Raw genomic sequence first — 22840 nt, forward strand, 5'->3', positions numbered from 1 at the left:
ACCAGGATCCTATTCCGAATCTGCCACTTTTTCTGCAATATCTGCGGTCTCAAGAGGCTCAGCAGAATCCAGTCCAAGCCGCACGCGCTCGGCAGCTAAAATATCTTTAGCCAGCTGAGCTTCAGACACATCGACCGCGTCGTGTATGTCTGCCGATGCTGCTTCGCGCGCGTATTCGTCGAAAAGCTTACGTTTCTGAGCGTTGATCTCCAGTAGTCGTTCGTCGATGGTCTCGTCTCCGAGCAGCCTATACACGCTTACTGGTTTTGTCTGTCCCATGCGATGTGCTCTGGCAATAGCTTGATCTTCTAACGCAGGCTTCACCTGCACCTCGGTGAGCATGACCACGCTAGCCTTTTGGATATTAAGTCCTACGCCTCCGGCGCCTATCTGAGCCAACAAAACGTCTTGTCCGTTGGTTCCAAGCGCGTCCACAAGCTCTTGCCTTTTAATCGGGGCAACATCGCCGTTGATGATTCCGACACTTCGCTGTCCAAACTCAAGGTGTAGGCGATCAAGGACGTCTCGGAAGTAACTGAAAATAAGGATGTTCTTCCCCTCAGTAGCGGCCTCGTCAGCTAGTTCGATGATTCGTTCAACTTTTGCGCACAGCGGACGCTGCGCAACCATCGCAGCCCGGCGCGCGGACATCCAATTGCCTTCTGCCACGGCATGTTTATATTCCGCGAGGTCCTGTTCTGTGAGATCGATCCACTCATCTGTCTCGATTTTTGTGGGGAGCTCATCGAGGACATCTGTTTGGTTTCTACGGAGATAAGCTGGTGCGATTGCGTTTTTAAATTGTTGTGGGCGGAGGTTGTCTTTGTGAGTCAGTAGGTCTGGTTGTATGTAAGTGACTAGTTGGCGGAATTCGCTCAGTCGATTTTCTAGTGGAGTGCCTGTCATAAGCAGTGCATATTCGGATTTTTCGATGAGTGCTTTGACGGCTTGTGATCGCTGGGCGGCGGGATTTTTGATGAAGTGTGCCTCATCAATGATGGCTATCGTTGGTGCGGGAATTGGCAGGGATCGCGCGCCTTCATAGGTGACGATCAGCACCCCGCCTTTGGCGGTCCAGGTAGAAAGGGCTGATTCTTTGAGCTCTCCGTGGGCCACGTGGACAGGGATTGTTGAGAATTTGCCGAATTCTCGGCGCCAGTTAACGATGAGGGACGCTGGAACTACAACGAGTATTCGTGCGTCTTCTGCGGTGTCGGCTTGTGCGACGATATGTGCTGCGGCAGCGATAGCTTGGACTGTTTTTCCTAGGCCCATTTCATCGCCAAGGATGACTTTCTTTTGAACTAGGGCAAATTTGGCGCCAAAGCTTTGGTATCCGCGAAGGTAGAGCTCTGTGAGCAGGGATTGATCGAGGCGAAGAGCTCGTATCTTGGCGATTGTCTCTTCTGGTAGAGCGGATTGTCCTGATTCATTGCTTTCTACCTGTCGTAAAGCAGACCATAGGGTTTGATAGTGTGCCGGGCGCGTCTGATAGTCCTCCCACACGGCTTCCCCAGGGTCTGTTACGGGAGGTGTGGCAAATGTTTGGGGTGCTGCGTTAGCCCACGAGATGTCTTCGATGAACTGCTCATAATCTGCGTTAGTGCTGATCTGCGGCGAGGAAGGATCGATAAGTCCGGTGGGGTTTGTCGCACGAGCCACGAGGAAGGGGGCGCCGATAAGTGCGATGTCGTGTGGCGTGCCACGGAAGTATCCGATGAGTCGGTCTCTTCTGTTGCGTTGTTCTTCCGACAGGTTGTCGGCTTGCTCAAAGCGAGCCAGTATTTGTAGCAGCTGCACTAGTTCGGGGGTACGGGTGTCTCCGAGGTTTGTCAGTGGTGCTGCCATAGCTTCAGAGTGAAGCGTCTGGGCAGCGCCTTTGATCCTTTTGGCTGTGGCGGCTCCGATTCCGGATACTTGGGTGAGCGTGGTCTCTGGGGTTGAGAGCACGTCAAGCACACTAAAAACTCCTACGCTCTCCAGTCCGGTAAATCTTAGGCGCTCGTTGGTTACTTCTTTCAGTGCATCCAGCGGTAGACCGCGTACAAGTTCGGAGGCTTGACGCGATGTGATTGTTCGTGCGATGTGCTCTGCATGGATGCGCAGATTAGGCACAGAATTGGGGTCATTTTCAATGTGGGTTACTAGTTTCCTGGCAGGAATCACATAGTTGCGGTCGAGAGAATCGAAAGTCGCGGTATCCATCCCCTCGCCTATCCCAAGCGCCTGAGCCAGGGAACCACGGGCAGCGGCAAGGTAGCGTTCTGGCGTGCCGTGGATACCTGGCGTGAGGTGCACGCCTAAGTGTTGGGCGTGGTTGGCTTCGTCGGCACGCGAAAGAATATGCGTAATGCTTAGCGTGGCGCTATCAATGGCGGGGTTGGATAGGAGACGTTCAAGCTCGGCTGCTGCTTGTTGCGCGGCAGCGATGTTAGTGGAAGTAAAAAAGCTGAAAAGTCGGCCGCTTGCGGCGTTTGCGGACTTATCTAGTAAAGGGACCAGCGGGTTAATGAGTGCGGTATAGCTCTGCACCGTGGCCAGTATCGTGTCTTTGTCCTCTGCAAACTCTGCGTGTAAGTAGAGCCCGTATGGCCACGTGATAGTGGACGTGTCAATTAATCGCACCGATCCGGCTTCAATCCCCATGTGTACGGCTCGAGCTGTGGGGAGGTCTCCAGAAACATATGAGGCCACGGCAACGGCTCGATCTTTGAGTGAGATGAGCTGTTGCGCGCGGCCTCGAAGAGCGGCGAGGTGACTACGATCCATGTATTAGAAGTCTAGGTCACTGCCTGCTTTTAACGTTAGACGGAAACTTCTGGGTGTAGGTCCTTCATCTTCATTTGCCGTTCCCGTAACGCCGCAAAGGTGGAGAAGGTAAGGAATAATGCGGCGATGAAGAAGAGCACGAGCAAAGACTGAAGGGCCCTATGATCCAACGTCATATCGGTGTCGTAGATCATCTGACGCAGGAGGTTTACCGAGTAGGTCATTGGATCATACGTATGGAACCAGCGCAGTGGTGCGGGCTGTGTCTCCGGTGGATATAGTCCGCCGGAGGAGACAATCTGCAAGGACATAAAGGCGATACAGAGTACCCGGCCTACGGTAGAGCCAAAGACTGCGTTGAGACCTTGAGTGATAGCCATAAACGTCATAGAGGATACGCACATGGCTGCCCAAAGACCGATCTCATTGTGTGCATCTAGACCGATCGCGTAGCGCTGCACAAAGAACATCACCGTCGCCTGGGAGCAACCCACGATGACTGCAGGAAGATACGATGCGAGTACCGCTCTGAAGGGGGCTACTCCGGTTTCGATGGCTCGACGCTGCAAGGGACGCATCAGCATAAACGTGACAGTTCCACCCATGAAGAGCCCGAGCGCAATAAACATTGGTGAGAGTCCCACGCCGAAGAGGGACATAGTATCTTTGGTTACTTCTTGTTTGACTGGGGTCGACACATTCCGGGCGGCATCATCTATTGTTTTTTCGCCGAAAGAAGGAACTTTATCTGCACTCTGGTTGAGTTTGAGAGCTAATTCACCAGAGCCTTCGGAAAGTTTGACTAGCCCAGAGCTCAATTGTGCAGCGCCAACGGTAAGTTGCTGGGAGCCTTCAGAAAGACGGCTCGTTCCATCCGCAAGAGTCTGCGTTCCCACGACAAGTTGCTCGGATCCATCGGAAAGTTTGTGTAGACCAGTAGAGAGTTTCTGTGCCCCGTCTGTTGCTTGGTTGACACCAGAGCGGTAAGGAGCTGCGGGGTCTGAGAGCTGGCGATGAATCTCCGCAGCGCCTTGGGAAAGCTTATTGAGCTGCCCAATAATTTCAGAGTTTCCACCTATGCCTTGAGCGCTAATGGACGCAATGATTGCATCCGCGCTATTTGCTAAGTCAATTGCTTGTGGAATACCTGTTGCCCGTAGTTGTGCGCTCAAGTTGACCAGCGGAATAGTCAGCTGATCCTGGGCGCTACTTGCCTGACGTGCAACGCCCACAAGCTTATCGACGCCCGCCGATACTTGTCCTGCTCCATCACCCAACGTATCTGTCGCGGTATTAAGACGTTGCAGCCCAGAAGATAAAGCATCTGCGCCATCTTTTGCCGTGCCGATGCCGTTATGAAGCTGCTTCGCGCCGTCGGCAAGCTTATGCGCGCCTTGATCTGCAGTATCGATGCCGTTATGAAGCTGCTTCGTACCGTCCTCAAGTTTTTGTGCACCGTCTTTTGCGGTTCCCGTGCCGTCGGCAAGCTTATGCGCGCCATCGCCTGCCGCATGCAACCCGCTACCGATTGTGTTAAACCCTACCAACAGCTGATTTGCTACTTGCGCTCCAAGACGCTCATTCACGCTTGCTAGCACGCGTGCCACTACCTGATTTCCCACCGTGGTGGCCAGGAAGCCATTGGCATTGTTGTACACAGCATTGAGCTTGGCTTGGTGTGGCTTATCCGTACCCGCACTAATTGCTGCTTCAGAGAAGTCAGAGGGTAATTCGATGGCAAAATAATAGGTGCCGTTAGCTATGCCCTCTTTTGCCGTCTCCGGATCAACTTCAATGAATTTAGCCGCCGGATTGTTGATGAGGTTTTCCACAATCTGGTCACCGGCTTTAATATCTTTGCCGTCCTTTTTTGCGCCTTGATCAGAATTGACCACAGCCACAGGAAGCTTGTTAAGACGCCCGATCGGATCCCAGTAGGACCAGACAAAAAGGCCACCGAACAGCAGGGGCATCAAAACGATAACCACGATAGCCAGCGGGGGAAGCTTGCCATGGCCGAACCGACGAAACTCGGTTCCAATATGGAATAGGTTCACTGGCCTATCCCCTTTCCTATCCGTTGGCGTTGTTGCTTCATATCATTCATTGCTTTCCCCCAGCTGCAGCAGGTTATCGAGTACATTTTTCTCCCGATCCTGTGCCCGTTTTAACGCACCAGCAACCGGTATATCTGCATCACATATTCCATCGACGTCCGAGTTAGCAGATACCGTGACTACCGGAAGTACCTCGGATACTACTTTCAGCTGCCGTAAGAGATCCGCTCGTAGACGCAGACTCCTGATCTGGTCAATATCATCCACGATAAGAAGGTCCGCATCAGGTCGCGACGTCAATGCCAAAGCAATCCTCAATGCAAAACGCTCCAGCGGGTCGAGGTCACCGACCTTCTTTTTGCCAAAGCTCTCAGTGACCTGGATACCAAGCAGCTCTGCCGCCTGTACAAAGCTATCGATCTTCTCAATCGACGAAGGCACCCGACGCCACCAGTTACTTGTCCACGCTGCCTGCTCGCGCACCACGGCTTTGACCGGCACAAGCCGTTCCAGGGAATCAAATTCAGGGATTCCAGCCAAAGCCACATGCTTATGGAGCTGTCGCGGAGTAGTCTTTTCTCCTGATGCCGAGTTAAGCACCACTGTCCCCGACTTAGGCTTCATACGCCCAGCCAGGGTCAATGACAACGTGGTCGCCGAGTTTTCGCGACCGCAGTGCAGCAATGTCAGCCCCGGTTCAACATCGAGATACGGTAATTCAGTACCGCTAGTGAGTACGAGGTCTCGAGCGGTCAGCACCACTGGTTTGTCGGGAGCCTGCGATGACGTATGTGCTTCAGACGGGTTCATTTATTCCTCTGCTTCACTGGTTTACGAGAACCAAAGTGAGATGTTACCCTCCACATTGGAGTCACCAACATATTTCTCTCCCTGTACTGCAATGTCAAACAGACCCGCGCAAATGTCAAACAGACCCGCGCACAGATGCTTCATCAAAGCCCCTACCCTCTCCCAGCACAAGGAAACCCATAATGCGATCCGACGCCATGCGTAGACGTAACAGTCTCATTGAAGCCGGGATGTCCCTACTTATTAAAGATGGAAAGGACATGACGCTTGAATCAGTAGCCGAAGAAGCCGGAGTAGGCATTGCCACCTTGTACCGCAATTTCCCCACCCGCAACGACCTAGTCCATAGCTGCATCATCGCTATTGCCGACAGAGGAATAGCTGAACTCAAGCGCATAGCCGACAATCCACCTTGCGATCAGGAAACTGCACTAAACCAGCTTAATGAGCTGGTTAACCTCATCACGGCCGTCGGCCTCAACATACTCATCCCTGCGCTGGTCCAACCGGAGGAAAAACAACTTCCGCCCGATTTTATGAGGCCCCGCGAAGCACTTTTCACCCAGATTCGCAGAATCGACACGAATCTCCGTACCACAGGCCTTATCCATTCCAGTATCTCCGGCATTGACTTTTACACTGGAATAATCGCGCTATGTGCGCCCCCACACTTTGATATGGGGACGCACCCAGCCCCCTCAACAAAACATCTCATCACGATCTATCTAGCCGGGTGCCGCGCCGGAATATCTGCTAAGGAGGCCTCTTCATCGTGCGAACAGTGACCATTGTGTCCGCAGGGTTATCCACACCGTCAAGTTCTTTAGCTCTCGCTCAAGAAATCGCCAGTGAGGTTCGCAAAGAAGTTGCAGCCTCAGGACAAACACTCACCGTACAGATCATAGAGTTACGCACTCTTGCGGTCGATCTCGCACACTCAGTGACAGAGAATGCTACTTCTGCGCAATTACAGCAAGCTATCGATTCTGTACGATCTGCCGACGCTCTCATTGCGGTAACCCCGGTGTTTAAAGCCAGCTATTCTGGCCTTTTCAAGATGTTCTTTGACGTGTTACACCCCCAAGACATTCATGAAATGCCAGTGATCATCGCCGCTAATGCAGGCTCCCAGCGACATGCGCTCGTCCTTGAATACGCCGTACGTCCCTTGTTTACGTATCTCAAAGCGGCAACTGTTCCCACTGCAATTCTGGCCACACCACACGACAGGTTGCCGGAAAACTCCGATGCATTCTGTCACCGAATCCGCCGCGCTGCACACGAGCTTGCGCTTCTTTTAACCCCCTAGGACTCCAAAAAATACGGTGTTTTCTTCTGATCACACGGCAATAGCAATAAATTCTGACTATGAATGTAGAATCATCACACCCTGCATTACCCCAGAAAACAGACTTAGGTAGTGCCACAATCACAAGCTGATAGATCGCTAGACGCCATATCACCGCCATTCGGGGGCTGATTTTGTTGTGCTCTATCTCTACTATGGATCTCACTCACCCGTTTTAAAAGGAGCACAGATGACCATCAGCATCATCGACTTGTTCAGCATCGGCATCGGCCCCTCGTCCTCACACACTGTAGGACCGATGCGCGCTGCAAACCATTTTTCCAGTGCACATCCAGAACTCTTAGAGGCAAAAATTTCCGTCACCTTGCACGGTTCTCTTGCCGCGACCGGAGTCGGCCACGGAACTGACCGCGCAACCATACTTGGCCTTGTAGGTTATGAACCAACCACTACTACTCCCGATATTGCCCCAGCATTCGGCGAACCAGTAGCCACCGAAGGCACAGTCACTGGCCCTGACGGCACTGTCTCTTACCAGCTTATTTTTGATCCCACGCCTCTTCCAGAGCATCCCAACGCGATGACTTTTATCGCCTATGATGTCGAGGGAAACCAGCTAGCCGACCCCGAGGTGTATTTCTCCGTCGGCGGCGGATTCATCCTGACCAAGCAGGAATTCCAGGCGCAACAAGAGCCCCTTGGCTCTGGGGCATCCACGACCTCCCGGGTTTCTTCAGAAGACCCCCTACCGTATCGGTTCCATACAGGCGACGAGCTGTTATCCGTATGCAAGCAATCCGGTCTTTCCGTAGCAGAGATCATGATGGCCAACGAGATAGCAATCCATGGAGATGCAGCACCCGTCATCCGGCACATTGATGCAGTCTGGGAAGCCATGCAGGAATGCGTAGTCCAGGGCATTAAAACGCCAGGCATTTTGCCAGGTGGTCTTGACGTCCAACGCCGCGCACCTGAACTCCATGAGTACCTTCAACGCAGCATAGATAATGCTCACGACGATGCACTGCACGCAATGGAGTGGGTCAACCTCTACGCTCTTGCGGTCAACGAGGAGAATGCCGCAGGCGGCCGCATTGTCACAGCCCCTACCAACGGTGCGGCAGGCATTATTCCGGCAGTCATGCACTACGCCCGGGACTTCCGCAAAGATTTGTCCCCTCATTGGCACCGCGACTTCCTCCTATCCGCAGCAGCGGTAGGAGTGATCATTAAACTTAACGCTTCCATTTCAGGAGCAGAGGTCGGATGCCAAGGAGAAGTTGGCTCAGCCTCAGCAATGGCAGCAGCCGGCCTATGCCAAGTCATGGGCGGCACCCCCGAGCAGGTAGAGCATGCAGGAGAAATAGCACTTGAACATAATCTCGGCCTCACCTGCGACCCAGTAGCTGGCTTAGTTCAGATCCCCTGTATCGAACGCAACGCAATCGGCGGCGTAAAATCCATCAACGCAGCACGCTTGTCGCTTATTGAGACCGGGCCTCACCGCGTTAAGCTCGACGAAGTTGTCAAAACGATGGCAGATACCGGCAGAGACATGCTCACAAAGTATAAAGAGACCTCCATGGGAGGCCTGGCAGTTAACCTCGGACTTCCAGTTAACCTTACCGAGTGCTAATTACAGTTGAAGGCCTTGACCCCAGAGCAGATGTTTCTGGGGGCAAGGCCTTTGCCTATCGCATGGTTAAAGACGTGCTTTTAGATCAGCTACCAACTCGTCTATAGCTATATCGCGTTGTTCCTTCGAGACCATATCTTTTACTGCAACAACGCCTTGTTCCAGTTCTCGGTCTCCCACCACAAGCGTAAAACGAGCTCCCGCACGATCGGCACCTTTCATAGCACCTTTCAAGCCACGGTCACCATAAGACATGTCCGCAGAGATCCCCTGCGCACGCAGCTTATCGACGATGCCGACCATACTCCGCTTGGCCGCTGCTCCCATCGGAACGCCAAAAACAGCAACACGGGATCCGTCAGTAACAGTTTTTTCTTCTGCTTGAAGTGCCAACAGACAACGATCAACGCCCAAGGCATAACCGATTCCAGAAAGTTCCTGTCCTCCAAGCTGTGCCATCAAGCCGTCATAGCGGCCTCCGCCACCGATGCCCGACTGTGCGCCAAGGCCATCGTGAACAAACTCGAACGTGGTCTTGGTGTAGTAATCCAAGCCGCGCACCATTCGTGGGTTGACTGTATACGCCACCCCAAGGTCATCAAGAAGGCCCGTCACCGTTTCAAAGTGCTCGCGGCATTCAGAAGAAAGGTTATCCAGCATGAGAGGTGCATCAGCCGTCATCTCACGCACCTCAGGGCGTTTGTCATCGAGAACACGCAGCGGATTGATCTCAGCCCTGCGGCGAGTTTCTTCATCGAGAGGCAACGCAAAGAGAAAATCCTGGAGCTTTTGACGGTACGCCGGGCGGCAGGAGTCGTCGCCAAGCGAGGTTAGTTCCAGCCTATATCCCTGCAGTCCGATGGCTTTAAGAGATCTGTCAGCAAGAGCAATGACTTCTGCGTCCAACGCTGGGTCATCAATGCCGATCGCCTCGACACCCACTTGCTGCAGCTGTCGATACCGGCCAGCTTGCGGACGCTCATAGCGGAAAAAGGGGCCATAATAATTGAGCTTTACCGGAAGCTGCCCGCGATCAAGGTTGTGTTCGATCACTGCCCGCATAACGCCGGCGGTGCCCTCAGGACGCAATGTCACGGAGCGCTCTCCGCGATCAGCAAAGGTATACATCTCCTTGGACACAACATCGGTTGACTCACCGACGCCCCGAGCAAAAAGTGTTGTCTCTTCAAACACAGGAAGCTCGATGTGCTCGTAACCGGCAAGATGGGCCTGATGCGCGAAGGTGTCTCGAACACCAAGGAATTCCGGCGATACCGGCGGAATATAGTCAGGCACGCCTTTCGGTGCCGAGATTGTCTGAAGCTTCTTTGTACTCACAACGAACCACTTTAGTCATGAGTAGCCAAGAACGCGCAGTGGGTTCACACAATCGCGCACATGCTTGGCCTCTAGCGGGTTTTTAGACAAAGGGGCGCAAGTATGGATTGTTCATCCGTTCAGCGCGCATCGTTGTCATTGGGCCGTGCCCCGGCAAAATCTGAAGAGAATTATCAAGGGAAAGGACTTGATTTTTTAAAGTTTCCTGCATTGCTTGAGGGTCGGAGTGCATCAGATCAGTCCGCCCGATGGATCCCTTGAAAAGAATATCTCCTGAAAAACAGAACTCCGAACCCACTAAAAGTACAGAACCTGGCGAATGTCCAGGTCCATGCCGCACCTCAAACTTTTCTCCCCCAAGTTCAATGCGTTGCCCGTGCTCTAGGCTTTGGACGTTATTAGGTAACGGCATATCCTCGACAGCAAAAAGCAACAGAGACTCTTTGGACATTCCTTTACCTTTATCCAGGAAAGCGGCATCTGCATCGTGGATATACACTGGAACGCCCCACTTGTTTGCCAATGCTGCTGCATCACGAACGTGATCTATATGTCCGTGCGTGAGCACTATCTGAACAAGAGATACCTTCTGCTCAGCAAGAAACGCCTCAATCTGAGGCTGCGCATGCATCCCAGGATCAATAACACTGGCTTGATTGTCATGAACCACGGCATAACAGTTCGTTTGATAGGGACCCGTAGCAAAGCCAAGAATTTCCATAGCACCCTACTTTAGGCCCCTACCGTACCGAACACGAAGAATCGCCCGCTTTGATAGACCTAGCGCAGCGCAGCTAGAGCCGTGTCGTAATTTGGCTCCTCAGTAATCTCTGAAACCAACTCTCGATGATGAACAACGCCTTGTTCATCAGTAACTACTACAGCTCGCCCAAACAGGCCTTTCAATGGCGAATCCTCTAGAACAACACCAAAGTCTTGACCAAAATCGGAGCGGAAAGCCGATGCCGGGATCACATTATCCAAGCCTTCTGCAGCGCAGAAGCGGCTAAGAGCGAAGGGAAGGTCCATAGAGACACACAAGACAACTGTGTTATCCATTCCGCTTGCAAGCTCGTTAAAGCGGCGAACGGATGCTGCGCACACGTCAGTATCTACTGACGGGAAGATATTAAAAACAATGCGCTTTCCCGCAAAAGTAGCCTCATTGAGATCACCAAGGTCAACCCCTGTGAGCGTGAATCGTTTAATCTGTTCCCCCACATCCGGGAGATTTCCACTGGTGCTTACGCTAGTTCCATGAAAATGTGTCATTGCCATGCCAGCCACAATAGGTGTCGACGGCAAACTTCGCCATAGTGAGGTCAGAAAAACCTGAGCTTCCTCACAGATTCAGCTTTCACATCGGTCTAGATATCGACCTAGATAACGGCATCAGTTTTAATCAAGTGTTGCCGCCCACTAGGCTCAGGTTAGAATAATTCGCGACTTCATCCGCGCAAAGTTCAACAAAACGTAAGGAAACTAACCTGTGAGCAATAATAAACAGCGTCGCGAAGAATCAATGCGCGCGCTAGAAAAAGAAATTAAGTCGCGGGATCGCTCCGAGAAGACCAAGCCCCTCGGAGTTGTAGCCACGGCTGCGGTAGCTGTTCTAGCTATCGTCGGTGGAATCTATTGGGCCAATTCTTCTGGGTCCAACGAGGAGCAGGTTTCCGCAGAGTCTTCCTCTGCCGCCACAACCACGCCAGAAAAGCCGGATTTCAAACCGTTATCGCTCACACGTGAAAAAGCCCTCCCCGATTCCGTATCTTGTGAGTACAAGGATGCAGGCAAGGCTTCCAAAGAAGTATCCAAGCCCAAGACCTCTGATGTGACCACCAAAGGCACGGTCACAGTTGATCTCAAGACCAATAAAGGCGACGTGGGACTAGAACTGGACCGCTCGGTCTCCCCGTGCACAGTTAATGCTATTGAGCATCTAGCCTCCGAAGGCTACTACGACAACACCGTTTGCCACCGTCTGACCACCAACGGCATCTTTGTCCTCCAGTGCGGCGACCCAAGCGGCGCTGGCTCCGGCGGCCCAGGCTTCCAATTTGCCAACGAGTACCCAACGGATGAAATGAAGGGCGCAACCACGCCGGTTGTCTATGGGCGTGGAACCATCGCCATGGCCAACGCTGGCAACGACACCAACGGCTCCCAGTTCTTCCTCAATTACAAGGACTCGCCACTTCCACCGAACTACACCTACTTTGGCAAGATCTCGGACAGCGGACTGAAGACTCTCGACGCCATCGCAGAAGCAGGCGTCAAGGGCGGAGCTACTGATGGCGCGCCTGCTGAAGAGGTTAAGATCGAAAAAGCAACCGTGAAGTCGTAGAAAACAACACAGCCATTCCCGCTTCAAGGAGAACCTTATATAGGTCATCCTGAGGACAATAACCCGAGAGCCTTATTGAGATCCCGTTATACAGCGGAGACTCAATAAGGCTCTTAAACTTTTTGCCACATGACTACATGAAGCAAAACACACAGCTAAAAACTTAATAAAAGTTGAGCAAATGCTGACATAAATATATAGTTGACCTGAAATAAGTTTCACCATTCCCCCGAATCGGAAATGCAATCTTTGCAGACTCCCTACTTTTCACACATAAGTAAGGTGATACTCATTTCCCCTGACAGCGTGTGAAAAAGAAAAGTTGCGCAAAGGTGTGCGACTAGACTACCATCACCGTCAGTCTAGATTTCCCTTAACCTAAAGGACCCATTAGCTATGAAGCTCCTCTCCCGCAAGGCTCTCATCTCGGTTGCTACCGCTACCGCCATTGCAGCAGGTTCCCTTTCCACCCCAGCTTTCGCTGCGGACTCCCAAGAGCCTTCCGCTGTAGTCAAAGAGACCGGAAGCTCCAGCAGCTCCGACAGTGATATCAAGGCAAAAGATATCAAAGAGTGGATCGGCGTTGTTTCCGCAATCATCGGTATCATCACCACCATCCTGACCTTCGCTGGTCGCCTGGACAAGTTCTTCAAGTAAATCTTGAATAACGCGGCCCTGGCCGCTCTCCTCCCCGCTACTGTTACGGGGAGGATATTTTTATGTCTTTTTCACGCAGTGCTTCGTGGCGCTTCATTGCCATGCTTATAGCAATAGGGCCGCCTTGTGCTAAAAAGGCGGCCCTATCGTATACGCGCGTCTACCCGCCCGAAGTCAACCGGTAGACGTCAAAAACGCCCTCAGTGTTTCGCAGCTGAGTCATCAATGATCCCAGCTGTTTCGTGTCTGATACGGAGAACGTAAAGCGCACAGTAGCCACGTGGTCGTCAGAAGCATTCGAGCTCATGGCAATAACCTGGACTCGTTGCTCATTGATCACCCGGGTCAGATCCATCAGCAGACCGTCGCGATCCAGTGCTTCCAATTGCAGTGTAGCAGCGAAGACCGAGCCGCCTTCCGACGCCCACGAGACAGAGATAAGACGCTGGGGCTCGTTTTTCAAGCTATCCGCGTTGGTACAGTCCGTCCGGTGCACCGATACGCCGCCACCACGTGTGACAAAGCCAAAGATATCGTCTCCGGGAACTGGCATACAGCATTTAGCCAGCTTTGCCATAACGTCGGGGCTTCCCTCGACTAGGATGCCGTTTTTGTCCGTGACCTGAGTCTTAGAGTTAACGAGCTCGCTAAAAGGCGTACGCGCCACCAGGGTGTCTTCAGCGTCATCTGTGCTGCCAAATGTGGCCATAAGCCGGTTAACCACATGCGCTGCGGACACTGATCCCGAGCCAATGGCTGTGTAGAGAGCGTCCACATCGGGGTAATGCAGCTCCGTCGACACCTGCTTCATTGAATGCGCGGTAAACAGGCGATGCATAGGAAGCCCGCCCCGCTGCACTTCTGCGGCAAGGGCATCGCGCCCAGCCTCAAGGTATTCCTCGCGGCGTTCCTTGGCAAACCATTGCCGGATCTTAGCTTTAGCGCGCGGAGAGATAACAAAGTCTTGCCAATCGCGCGAGGGACCAGCGTTTTGATCTTTCGAGGTAAAGACCTCGACTCGATCGCCGGACTTGAGCTTAGTTTCAAGCGCTACGAGTTTGCCGTTGATCTTGGCGCCGATGCATCGATGCCCCACTTCTGTGTGCACTGCGTAAGCAAAATCTACAGGAGTAGAGTCCACCGGCAAGTTGACTACATCGCCTTTGGGAGTGAAAACAAAGATCTGTTTGCTGGTGAGGTCATAACGTAGGCTATCCAGGAACTCGTTAGGATCAGCTGCTTCTTTTTGCCAATCTAATAGCTGCCGCATCCACGACATCTGGTCGATCTCGGCCTGCTCACCGCTGTTTTTACCCTTGGTCTCCTTGTAACGCCAGTGCGCAGCAATGCCATATTCAGCATTGAAGTGCATCTCATGGGTGCGCACCTGCACCTCTAGTGGTTTACCCTCGTCCCCCATCACCGTGGTGTGAAGAGACTGGTAAACACCGAATTTGGGCGAAGAAATATAGTCTTTAAATCGCCCTGGCATTGCGGCATAAAGGGCATGGACAACACCAATCGCTGCATAACAATTATTAATGCTGTCTACGAGGATGCGGATGCCAACGAGGTCAAAGATATCTTCAAAGTCTTTCCCTCGAACAATCATCTTCTGGTAAATCGACCAGTAGTGCTTTGGCCGCCCCATAACCTCAGCTTCAATATGGTTTTCCCTCAAAGCTTGTTGCAGCTGAGACGTAATTTCCTTGAGGTACCGGTCCCGCGACGGTGCCCGGTCAGCAACCAAGCGCACGACTTCCTCATACTTTTTGGGATAAAGGATTGCAAAAGAGAGGTCTTCAAGCTCCCATTTCACGCTGGCCATTCCCAACCGGTGAGCCAGCGGCGCAATTACTTCAAGAGTCTGACGCGCCTTCTTTGCTTGCTTCTCCGGCGGCAGGAAACGCATAGTACGCATGTTATGAAGACGATCGGCTACTTTGATCACCAGCACGCGAGGATCCTGACTCATAGCCACGATCATTTTACGGATTGTTTCTGCTTCCGCAGCGGCGCCTAGGGCGACTTTGTCCAGCTTGGTTACGCCGTCGACAAGCCGCGCTACTTCTTCTCCGAAGTCGCGCGTGAGGTCTTCTAAAGAATAATCAGTATCTTCTACGGTGTCATGGAGCAGCGCTGCTACCAGCGTTGTGGTGTCCATGCCGATTTCCGCAGCAATCGTTGCAACGGCAAGCGGATGGGTGATGTACGGATCACCCGATTTTCGGAACACCCCCTCATGAAGGTGCTCCGCGGTAGTATAAGCCCGATCTAAAAGCACGGGATCGGCCTTTGGATGGAACTCCCGGTGAATGGCCAATAATGGTTCCAATACCGGATTCACGCGGACTCGGTTCCCCGTTAGGCTTCGCGCCAAACGCGCCGACATGCTCCGCATCGAGCTCTGCTGCTTTTGCGGTCGTTTTTCTTGCGCCATCACCGCACCCATATGCCCTTTCCGTATACGCAGGGCCGATAAGGAAGCCCCTTGTATCCATCCACTACCCGGAACTTAATTTATGGTCTCCGGCTCATTTACTACTACAAGAGGTGCATCGCTGAGACGCTCTCGCCCTTTGAGGTTTTTTACTTCTAGGACAACTGCATAACCCGCAACTGTTCCACCACAATTCTCAATTAGCGACTTCGCTGCTACGAGTGTACCGCCTGTGGCCAAAACATCATCAATGAGGACTACCTTTTTACCTTGAAGATCAATCCCCTCACCTGGTAACTCTAGGGCAGCCGTACCATATTCAAGCGCGTATTCTTGAGTATGCACAGGAGGAGGAAGCTTGCCTTTCTTCCTAATAGCGAGGATTCCTTTACCCGTGTTATACGCAACCGCCGAACCAAGAAGAAAACCACGTGCATCCAATCCGCCGATGAGGTCCGCCCCCATTGCTTTCGCCGCTGCCGACAGCTCATCAACGACAAGCCGAAATGCCTCAGGGTCTGCCAGTACAGGGGTCAAGTCTTCAAAAAGAATGCCAGGGGCAGGAAAATCCGGCACAAATCTCGTCTTCGAGGCAAGCGCATCTCGTGCGTTCATATAAGTCTGGTGGCTCATGCTTTATCCTTGGAGCAACGTATTCAAATGATGGGGGTAGAAATTGTGCCTCCCTACCGTGATGTCAGCGGGAATCGCGGCAAAAACAATGCTTGTCGACGCCCTCTCAAGCGCCGCATTCAGCATTATCTCCAGCGAGTCATAAAAACGAACTAAAGCTATCGAGCCCCCACTACGTTCCAGCGATCCATATTCCAACCAATTCCAGATAAGTCTGTATTAGTAACCACGTTACCCACTGCCTTATCCACTACAAACACTCGGGGCTGGGAAGCCAAAGGAATAGTAGGTACTTCTTCCCAAGAGCGTCGCTCCGCGGCTCGCGTTGCTTGGACGTTATTGCTCAAGCTAGCCACGTCTGCATACTCCGATGATGGATCGACTGCCATCAAGATGGCGTCGATAGTGCCCTCCTCGACAAGGCCTACACCGGAATCTGTAACGTGAGTATGGCTCAGGTCAGCCAAAGACGCAGCTTCTTTGGCCGCATCCTCAATCGTAATTCCAGCAGCAGCACACGACTTACGAATTTCCTCGACCATAGCTTTCTTTCGAGGATCTGGGCCGTCATATCCCACTTTGATGGTCTTGCCCTCTAGCCTCTTAGCTACATCGATATTAACGTGGACATGAGGCTCAATAATGTCCCTTAATTGTGCATTGACAGCATCAGTTGCGCGCACGGTTCTCGCATAGACTGGCTGGACGTCTACTCCCGACGCTGTACTTGAAGCCTTAGCTACGCTTGCTTGATCCACGCATGCAGCCAAAGCACGACGTGCTTCTACATCTGAAAATATTCCAGCGTCGCCCAAAATCAACGAATCCGTTAACAAACCAGTTTCTGCTGCCACTGTATAAGGGTTGTGGGAATCATTACGATCGAGCCAACTAATCAAATCCGTATTAGTCACATCTGCGATCTGCAGACTGCCTTTGTTGCGCAACTCGTTAAGATCAATGCCACGCGGCCACACAACCAGCCGATCTAGCGCAGCTTTTTCTCCGTTGTATAGATCATTACGGACAAAAACTACTTCGCCCTTGTCTCCGACCGACTCTATTTTGAAAGGACCAGAGGCAACCTGGAGTTCTGGATCAAAATGCTTCAGATTAAAACCGTTGTTCCAGATCTCTGCGATTCTAGTTAAAGCTGCATAATCCCTAGATTTGAGGAGCCTATTGAGTTCTTCAAGGCTTATTCCCGCTTTAGCAGCCACTGCATGTGCAGGCATGAGAACACCGGCACCAAAAAGCTGGCGCCATCGAGCACCAAAGTTTTCTTTGTATACTACTGTCGCTTGCTTTGAGCCAGCTGTGCATTCAACATGGTCAACCTGCTGAGCTAAGGGCATGTGTGACTCAAACAAAGAGTTCATGCTGCCTGCGGTGAAAGCTAAAAGAAAAGCGTCACACGTTACAGGTTTTCCATCCGAATACACGGCACTATCAGCAATCTTATAGATAACCTGCTGATTAGGCCCCGGAAGGACCTGGGTTTCCACCAAAGTTCTGTTGGGAATCAATTGGCCTTTAGGCCCCGAAACATAGGCCGAGGGATAGAGTCTTCCGGCCATCAGCTGGGCATTCGTAGAAACTCCAACATTGGTGCCTGCGTTTGTGGTCACTAGGTAATCGTCTACGGCATACCCAAAATGCTTGCCGTTACCTGCTGTTCCATCCCGCGTACTATCGCTACCGCAAGCCGTCAAAAGAACTGAGGACACAAGTACTGCGGCAAGAGCTTTCAAAGCAAAACCTATGGTCCAACCATGGTTTACCGACAATGGCCGACGCGTATGGCTACGTCCGTGGTCTTTTGGTGCTCTCAATTAGACGGGCCCTTCATGTAGCTCAATGAGTGAGAAGCTTACGCTTCCATATCAAAAAGTATAGAACGCAATACCCTGGCCACATCAATCCTTATTATATTCTTCCCCTACACCCGATACCGTTGAGCAGTTTCTACACAGCTGCCCCTTGTCCAGACAGGGACAAGGGGCAGCTATTCTACTGTTGTGCGCTAACGACGCTGTGGCCGCCAGCTCGCACCCGTAGATGTGGGAGAACTTACGGTGCGCTTGTGAGCGTCGGAAAGCTCAGTGTCATGCGCATCATCAGAACTCTCCGTGGAGTCTTGAGCTCCGTTTCGCAAATTTCGATGCTCAGCAACCTTTGCGTTATGCGCTTTTGTCTCCTTCGAGCGGTTTTTCAGGCTCACAAGGATGGGGGTTGCAAGGAAGACGGAGGAGAATGTTCCTTCAATAACACCGATGAGCTGCACGAGTGCCAAGTCCTTGAGCGTTCCCACTCCCAATAGCCACACAGCAATCACGATCAGCGCAAGAATAGGAAGCGCCGAGATAACGGTAGTAGAGATGGAGCGCATCACAGTTTGGTTCACTGCTAGATTTGCATGCTCTGCATACGTTCTCGACCGGTTTCCTAAGTAACCGGCTGTATTTTCGCGAACTTTATCAAAGACAATGACGGTGTCATACAGCGAGAATGCGAGGACCGTAAGCAGACCAATGATTGTTGCGGGAGAAACCTCAAAGCCCAGGAGGGCATAAATACCAGCGATAGCGACAAAGTCCACCAGAAGCGCCGCGATAGCTGCCACTGCCATTTCGCGTTCCAGGCGCACAGCAATGTAGATAAACACAGCAACCAAAAAGACGAACATGGAGATCAGCATCCGCTTAGTGATCGTGGAACCCCACGATTCTGACACCGTGGAATCACCGATAGCATCCGGAGTTTGTTTCCCGGAAGTATCAGCAGGCTTATAGGCCTCAAAAAGTGCCTGGCGGGCGCTACCGATCTGTTCCTCCGAAAGCCGCTTGGAATTAATCTCCAGGATTCGGGTATCACCAGAGCCTACGATCTGAACTAATTTTGGCTCAACGCCCGTAGCTTCCTCAAAGGTCTTGGACACTGAGGTAGTTTCCAAGTTTCCTGCCGGCATGTTGATTTTTGTGCCACCAACAAAGTCAATCCCAAGACTAAACCCGCGAAGAGCGATGCTGACAAGGCATACAAGCAAAATTGCCGCAGTTGCCCAGTACCAGGTCCGGCGCTTTCCTACAAAGTCAAGACCACCGTCACCTGTATAAAGCTTATTTAGAACTCCTTTGGAACTCACTTGTTGTCTCCCTCATGCTTATCAGCTTCTTTGGAGTCGACGGATGCCCCGACGATCCCCTGTTCGGAGTCGGTTACTGCGGAATCCTGCAACTTCCGCTCCTGTTCACGCTGTTGGGCGATCTTAAAGATCTTGCTCATTCCATTCGCGCTTGGTTGAGAGGTCCACGGCTTACGTGAAGCCATAATCACCAACGGCGCAGTAACCAAGAAGGTCACCACAATGTCAAAGAGCGTGGTAAGACCCAGGGTAAACGCGAAGCCCTTAACGTCACCCACGGCGAGGATGTAGATGATAACCGCACCAATAAGCGTGACAGCGTTACCAGTGATGATCGTTTGCTTAGCACGCTCCCAGCCACGCGGAACTGCTGAACGGAACGTGCGTCCATCCCGCACCTCATCCTTGATGCGTTCATAAAGAACCACAAAGGAGTCAGCTGTGGTACCGATACCGATAATCAAACCTGCAATGCCTGCGAGATCCAATGAATAGCCTATCCAACGGCCAAGCAAGACCAAAGAGCCATACACCAGAGTGAAAGAGGTGAACAGAGAGAAGATCGAGATGATTCCAAAGAACCGGTAGAAGTAGAAGGAGAATGCTGCTACTAATGCCAGGCCCACGAGTCCTGCGATCAAACCGGCCTTCAACGACGCAGTTCCCAACGACGCGGGAACGGTGGTGGTGGTTCCACCGGACTCACCGTTTTCTCCTGCGAAGCTCAGTGGGAGTGCTCCGTATTTCAGGTTGTTAGCCAGCTCTTGAGCTTCCTGCTGACTAAAGTCACCGGTGATCGACGTCGCTGAGCCAACTGGCGTGGGAGACTGGATCACAGGAGCAGAAATGATCTGTGAGTCAAGGGTGATTGCGACCTGCTTTCGCAGATACTTCTGAGTTAAATCAGCCCAGGTGGCGCTACCTTGATCGCCATTTTCTGATTTGAAGGAGAAACCAATCTCCATCTGGCCTGTTTGGCTGTTAAGACCACCGGTGATCGGACGGTTGGTATCAATCTCGTTGCCGGTAAGACGCTTCGCATCCTTGTTCTCCGGATTCTCACCGATCAGAGTAGGAGCTGGATCGAGCACATACACACGTCCGCTACTGGGATCACACGTAACCAGCGGCAGAGCTGCGTCGTCAGTTCCTTGAAGCGGATCTGGCTGGTCTGTGCACTTGAGCAAAGAACTCGCAGCCAGCTGCGTTGTGGCATCAGTCGACTGCCGATCCTTCTTCAACGCATCAATGACTTTCTTACGGAAGGCCTCCGCTTCGATGGAATTAGCTGGGGCCTCAGGCGCAGCGGCGGTAACTTTGGGAGCCTTTGCGTCTTTTTCCTCTTTACCTTGAGCCTTAGCTAAAGCTTTGGAGGTGTTCTCAAGCGCAGTGTTTGCCTCATCGGCGTTAAGCACTCCGATAGAGACCCAGCGGTTTGCCATGGCTTCCAAAGACTCCAACAGTTTTGCAGTATCTGGCTGGGCTGGAGTTGCAACAGGACGGAACAACAACTGAGACGTTTGCCCAAGTGCACGTGCTTGAGAAGTGTCTTCACCGGGGACAGTAATAACGAGGGTGTTGCCATCTGTGACAACACTTGCGCCTGAAACTCCCATGCCGTTCACACGGTTTTCGAGGATCATCCGCGCCTGACGCAACTGTTCATCAGTCGGGTTTGCGCCTTGTGGTACCAAAGTAACGCGGGTACCGCCCTGCAGGTCAATACCAAGCTTTGGCGTGGCCTTATGGTCACCTGTGGCAAAGATCAATGCATAGATCACGGCGATAATCAGGATGAAAAGAGCAAGTGCCTGCTTGGGCCACGCTCTGGATCCTTTAGCCGCCTTCTGTGATTGCGAAGGCAATTGAAGTTCTCCTCTTAACAATTCTGCTCTCCCCTTTTATGTACAGAAGAGAGCGACGATGATTCAGCAAACATGCACGAGGGCTCGTCGTCAGCAAAATCAAATCTATGTGTGATACTGGCCGAGACTCACGGTAAAACCGACGCCCCAACCACTCCGTTCCACGCCTGAGAAAACGCTAACAGAAATATCCTCGGCTAATGGTACGGCATAACTCCGGCAGGATGTCATGCGCCCCACCCGGTTAAGGTGGCCCTAATAATTAAAAATCTTTTACGCTCGTTACGTCCCAGAACACTGACACGCTGCATTCCATGAGACGCTTAGCAACCAGCGTTTAGTTATGCGGATCCAGAGAATTGTCGTCTTCCTGAGTTTCCGTCTTAGCCTCCGCAGTTGTTTTATTGGTCTCTGCAGTCAGATTCTTCACCACAGCAAACTTTTCATATGTGCTGACCACGCCAGGGCTTGTCTCAAGCTCAACAGTGTCAGCGTCGATGCCCCGGATCGTAGCGTGCAATCCAGCCGTGGTAACAACGACGTCTCCGATCATCACGTTATCTTGTAGATCCTTGAGCTCTTGTATGCGTCGTTTCTGCTTCTGCTGGAACAAAAACGACGGAAGCACGAGAACTAGTAGAAGGACGATAAGCAAGATGAAATTAGTAGACATAGGACCTCAGTCTGCCAGAAAGGGGGCACTAACGGTAGCCGCCTCCTAGCTGTGCTCGTCGCTAAAGTGCGCGAGGCCTTCAGGAGGTACTAATCCTAAGTGCCGCCATGCTGCAGCCGTAGCAACACGTCCACGCCCTGTTCTGGTTACCATCCCGGCACGTACCAGATAGGGCTCACAGACTTCTTCCACGGTTGAGGGTTCTTCACCCACGGCGATAGCGAGCGTGCTTACACCCACTGGTCCTCCCCCGTGGCCTTTAATAAGCGCTTCCAAGACCGCACGATCAAGGCGGTCAAGACCTTTTTCGTCCACGTCAAACACCACTAAAGCTGCGCGTGCGGCCTCTACATCGATATGTCCATCAGAATGGACTTCCGCAAAATCCCGCACCCGACGCAAAAGCCGGTTAGCAATACGAGGTGTTCCCCTAGATCTCGAAGCTATTTCGACGGCGGCGGCATCGTCGATAGTAACGCCCAAGATCTTAGCGGCGCGCAGCACAACCTTAGTCAGATCAGAGTTTTCATAGAATTCCATCTGCGCGGTGAAACCGAATCGGTCTCGCAATGGACCGGTAAGCATTCCAGAACGAGTAGTAGCACCCACAAGGGTAAACGGTGCGAGTTCGAGCGGAATCGACGTTGCTCCTGGCCCTTTGCCCACGATTACGTCAATCCGAAAATCTTCCATCGCCATGTACAGCATTTCTTCTGCAGGGCGCGCCATCCGGTGAATCTCATCGATAAAAAGTACATCGCCTTCCATCAGATTAGACAGCATCGCCGCCAGGTCACCGGCGCGCTCCAACGCCGGACCTGAGGTCATTCGCAAACTCGTCCCTAGTTCATAGGCGATGATCATTGCCATCGTTGTTTTGCCCAAACCAGGTGGACCGGACAGCAACACATGATCTGGGGTCACACCACGGTTTTTTGCGCCTGTCAGCACAAGATTAAGTTGGTCCCGAACTTTAGGCTGGCCAATAAACTCATCAATGCTTCTTGGCCGCAGTGTTGTTTCTGTGTCGTTTTCCCCTGCCTGCTGCCGCGCGTCCACTGGGGTGTCCTGAGGCCTACCGGTTTCAGAAACCCGACCTCCAGACGGAACAATGTTGAATTCAGTCTTTTCTACATTTGCCATGCGTTATAGCAGCCCCTCGTC

The 22840-nt window shown here is 52.2% G+C and carries 18 protein-coding genes; 5 read left to right on the plus strand and 13 right to left on the minus strand.

Annotated features, from left to right (window positions below; genetic code table 11):
• Positions 1-9: 9 nt before the first annotated feature.
• Genes CKV68_RS01595 through CKV68_RS01605 form a run of 3 tightly spaced genes read right to left on the minus strand, consistent with a single transcriptional unit; the run spans position 10 to position 5636 of the window.
• Entirely contained in the window at positions 10-2769 is a 2760-nt protein-coding gene (locus CKV68_RS01595) for a DEAD/DEAH box helicase (protein WP_095075474.1), read from the minus strand.
• A 35-nt stretch (positions 2770-2804) separates the two neighbouring features.
• Positions 2805-4826, minus strand: coding sequence for a YhgE/Pip domain-containing protein (locus CKV68_RS01600; protein ID WP_014525853.1), 2022 nt, complete (start codon positions 4824-4826; stop codon positions 2805-2807).
• A gap of 42 nt (positions 4827-4868) precedes the next feature.
• Entirely contained in the window at positions 4869-5636 is a 768-nt protein-coding gene (locus CKV68_RS01605) for an ATP-binding cassette domain-containing protein (RefSeq protein WP_029975435.1), read from the minus strand.
• A gap of 182 nt (positions 5637-5818) precedes the next feature.
• On the opposite strand from CKV68_RS01605, the gene CKV68_RS01610 reads away from it, so the two are divergent.
• The 3 genes from CKV68_RS01610 to CKV68_RS01620 all read left to right on the plus strand — a co-directional run bounded on the left by CKV68_RS01610 (position 5819) and on the right by CKV68_RS01620 (position 8581).
• Positions 5819-6421, plus strand: coding sequence for a TetR/AcrR family transcriptional regulator (locus CKV68_RS01610; protein ID WP_014836469.1), 603 nt, complete (start codon positions 5819-5821; stop codon positions 6419-6421).
• Positions 6409-6945 carry a CE1759 family FMN reductase gene (locus tag CKV68_RS01615; protein ID WP_014525855.1) on the plus strand — a complete coding sequence of 179 codons (537 nt, stop codon included), beginning with the start codon at positions 6409-6411 and terminating at the stop codon, positions 6943-6945. The genes CKV68_RS01610 and CKV68_RS01615 overlap by 13 nt, the downstream gene beginning before the upstream one ends.
• Positions 6946-7174: 229 nt before the next feature.
• On the plus strand, positions 7175-8581 hold the full coding sequence (locus tag CKV68_RS01620; RefSeq protein ID WP_095075475.1) for an L-serine ammonia-lyase: 1407 nt from the start codon (positions 7175-7177) through the stop codon (positions 8579-8581).
• Between the two features lie 66 nt (positions 8582-8647).
• Here CKV68_RS01620 and hisS read toward each other — a convergent pair whose 3' ends face one another.
• From hisS to tpx, 3 genes are all read right to left on the minus strand, one after another.
• Positions 8648-9919: a histidine--tRNA ligase gene (hisS, locus tag CKV68_RS01625; protein ID WP_013911635.1), complete on the minus strand. Its 1272-nt coding sequence runs from the start codon at positions 9917-9919 to the stop codon at positions 8648-8650.
• A gap of 82 nt (positions 9920-10001) precedes the next feature.
• On the minus strand, positions 10002-10640 hold the full coding sequence (locus CKV68_RS01630; RefSeq protein WP_095075476.1) for an MBL fold metallo-hydrolase: 639 nt from the start codon (positions 10638-10640) through the stop codon (positions 10002-10004).
• Between the two features lie 59 nt (positions 10641-10699).
• Positions 10700-11197: a thiol peroxidase gene (gene tpx / locus CKV68_RS01635; protein WP_014525859.1), complete on the minus strand. Its 498-nt coding sequence runs from the start codon at positions 11195-11197 to the stop codon at positions 10700-10702.
• Positions 11198-11408: 211 nt separating this feature from the next.
• Here tpx and CKV68_RS01640 point away from each other — a divergent pair, with 211 nt between their 5' ends.
• Positions 11409-12263, plus strand: coding sequence for a peptidylprolyl isomerase (locus tag CKV68_RS01640; protein ID WP_014525860.1), 855 nt, complete (start codon positions 11409-11411; stop codon positions 12261-12263).
• 396 nt (positions 12264-12659) lie between these two features.
• Positions 12660-12920 carry a hypothetical protein gene (locus CKV68_RS01645; RefSeq protein ID WP_095075477.1) on the plus strand — a complete coding sequence of 87 codons (261 nt, stop codon included), beginning with the start codon at positions 12660-12662 and terminating at the stop codon, positions 12918-12920.
• A 160-nt stretch (positions 12921-13080) separates the two neighbouring features.
• Here the strand turns inward: CKV68_RS01645 and CKV68_RS01650 are convergent, their stop codons facing one another.
• The 7 genes from CKV68_RS01650 to ruvB all read right to left on the minus strand — a co-directional run bounded on the left by CKV68_RS01650 (position 13081) and on the right by ruvB (position 22819).
• Entirely contained in the window at positions 13081-15360 is a 2280-nt protein-coding gene (locus CKV68_RS01650) for a RelA/SpoT family protein (protein WP_014525862.1), read from the minus strand.
• A 75-nt stretch (positions 15361-15435) separates the two neighbouring features.
• Positions 15436-15993 carry an adenine phosphoribosyltransferase gene (locus tag CKV68_RS01655; RefSeq protein WP_014836475.1) on the minus strand — a complete coding sequence of 186 codons (558 nt, stop codon included), beginning with the start codon at positions 15991-15993 and terminating at the stop codon, positions 15436-15438.
• Between the two features lie 158 nt (positions 15994-16151).
• Positions 16152-17825, minus strand: a complete 1674-nt coding sequence (locus CKV68_RS01660) for an ABC transporter substrate-binding protein (protein ID WP_414017489.1) — start codon at positions 17823-17825, stop codon at positions 16152-16154.
• Between the two features lie 191 nt (positions 17826-18016).
• Positions 18017-19138, minus strand: coding sequence for a protein translocase subunit SecF (gene secF, locus CKV68_RS01665; protein ID WP_013911643.1), 1122 nt, complete (start codon positions 19136-19138; stop codon positions 18017-18019).
• A complete protein-coding gene (gene secD, locus CKV68_RS01670) occupies positions 19135-21003 on the minus strand; it encodes a protein translocase subunit SecD (RefSeq protein ID WP_038621968.1) in 1869 nt (622 codons plus the stop codon). The genes secF and secD overlap by 4 nt, the downstream gene beginning before the upstream one ends.
• A gap of 337 nt (positions 21004-21340) precedes the next feature.
• On the minus strand, positions 21341-21676 hold the full coding sequence (yajC, locus tag CKV68_RS01675; protein ID WP_038621971.1) for a preprotein translocase subunit YajC: 336 nt from the start codon (positions 21674-21676) through the stop codon (positions 21341-21343).
• Positions 21677-21721: 45 nt separating this feature from the next.
• Positions 21722-22819, minus strand: coding sequence for a Holliday junction branch migration DNA helicase RuvB (ruvB, locus tag CKV68_RS01680; protein WP_013911646.1), 1098 nt, complete (start codon positions 22817-22819; stop codon positions 21722-21724).
• Positions 22820-22840 lie beyond the last annotated feature (21 nt).

Source organism: Corynebacterium ulcerans (assembly GCF_900187135.1).
GTDB classification, from domain to species: domain Bacteria; phylum Actinomycetota; class Actinomycetes; order Mycobacteriales; family Mycobacteriaceae; genus Corynebacterium; species Corynebacterium ulcerans.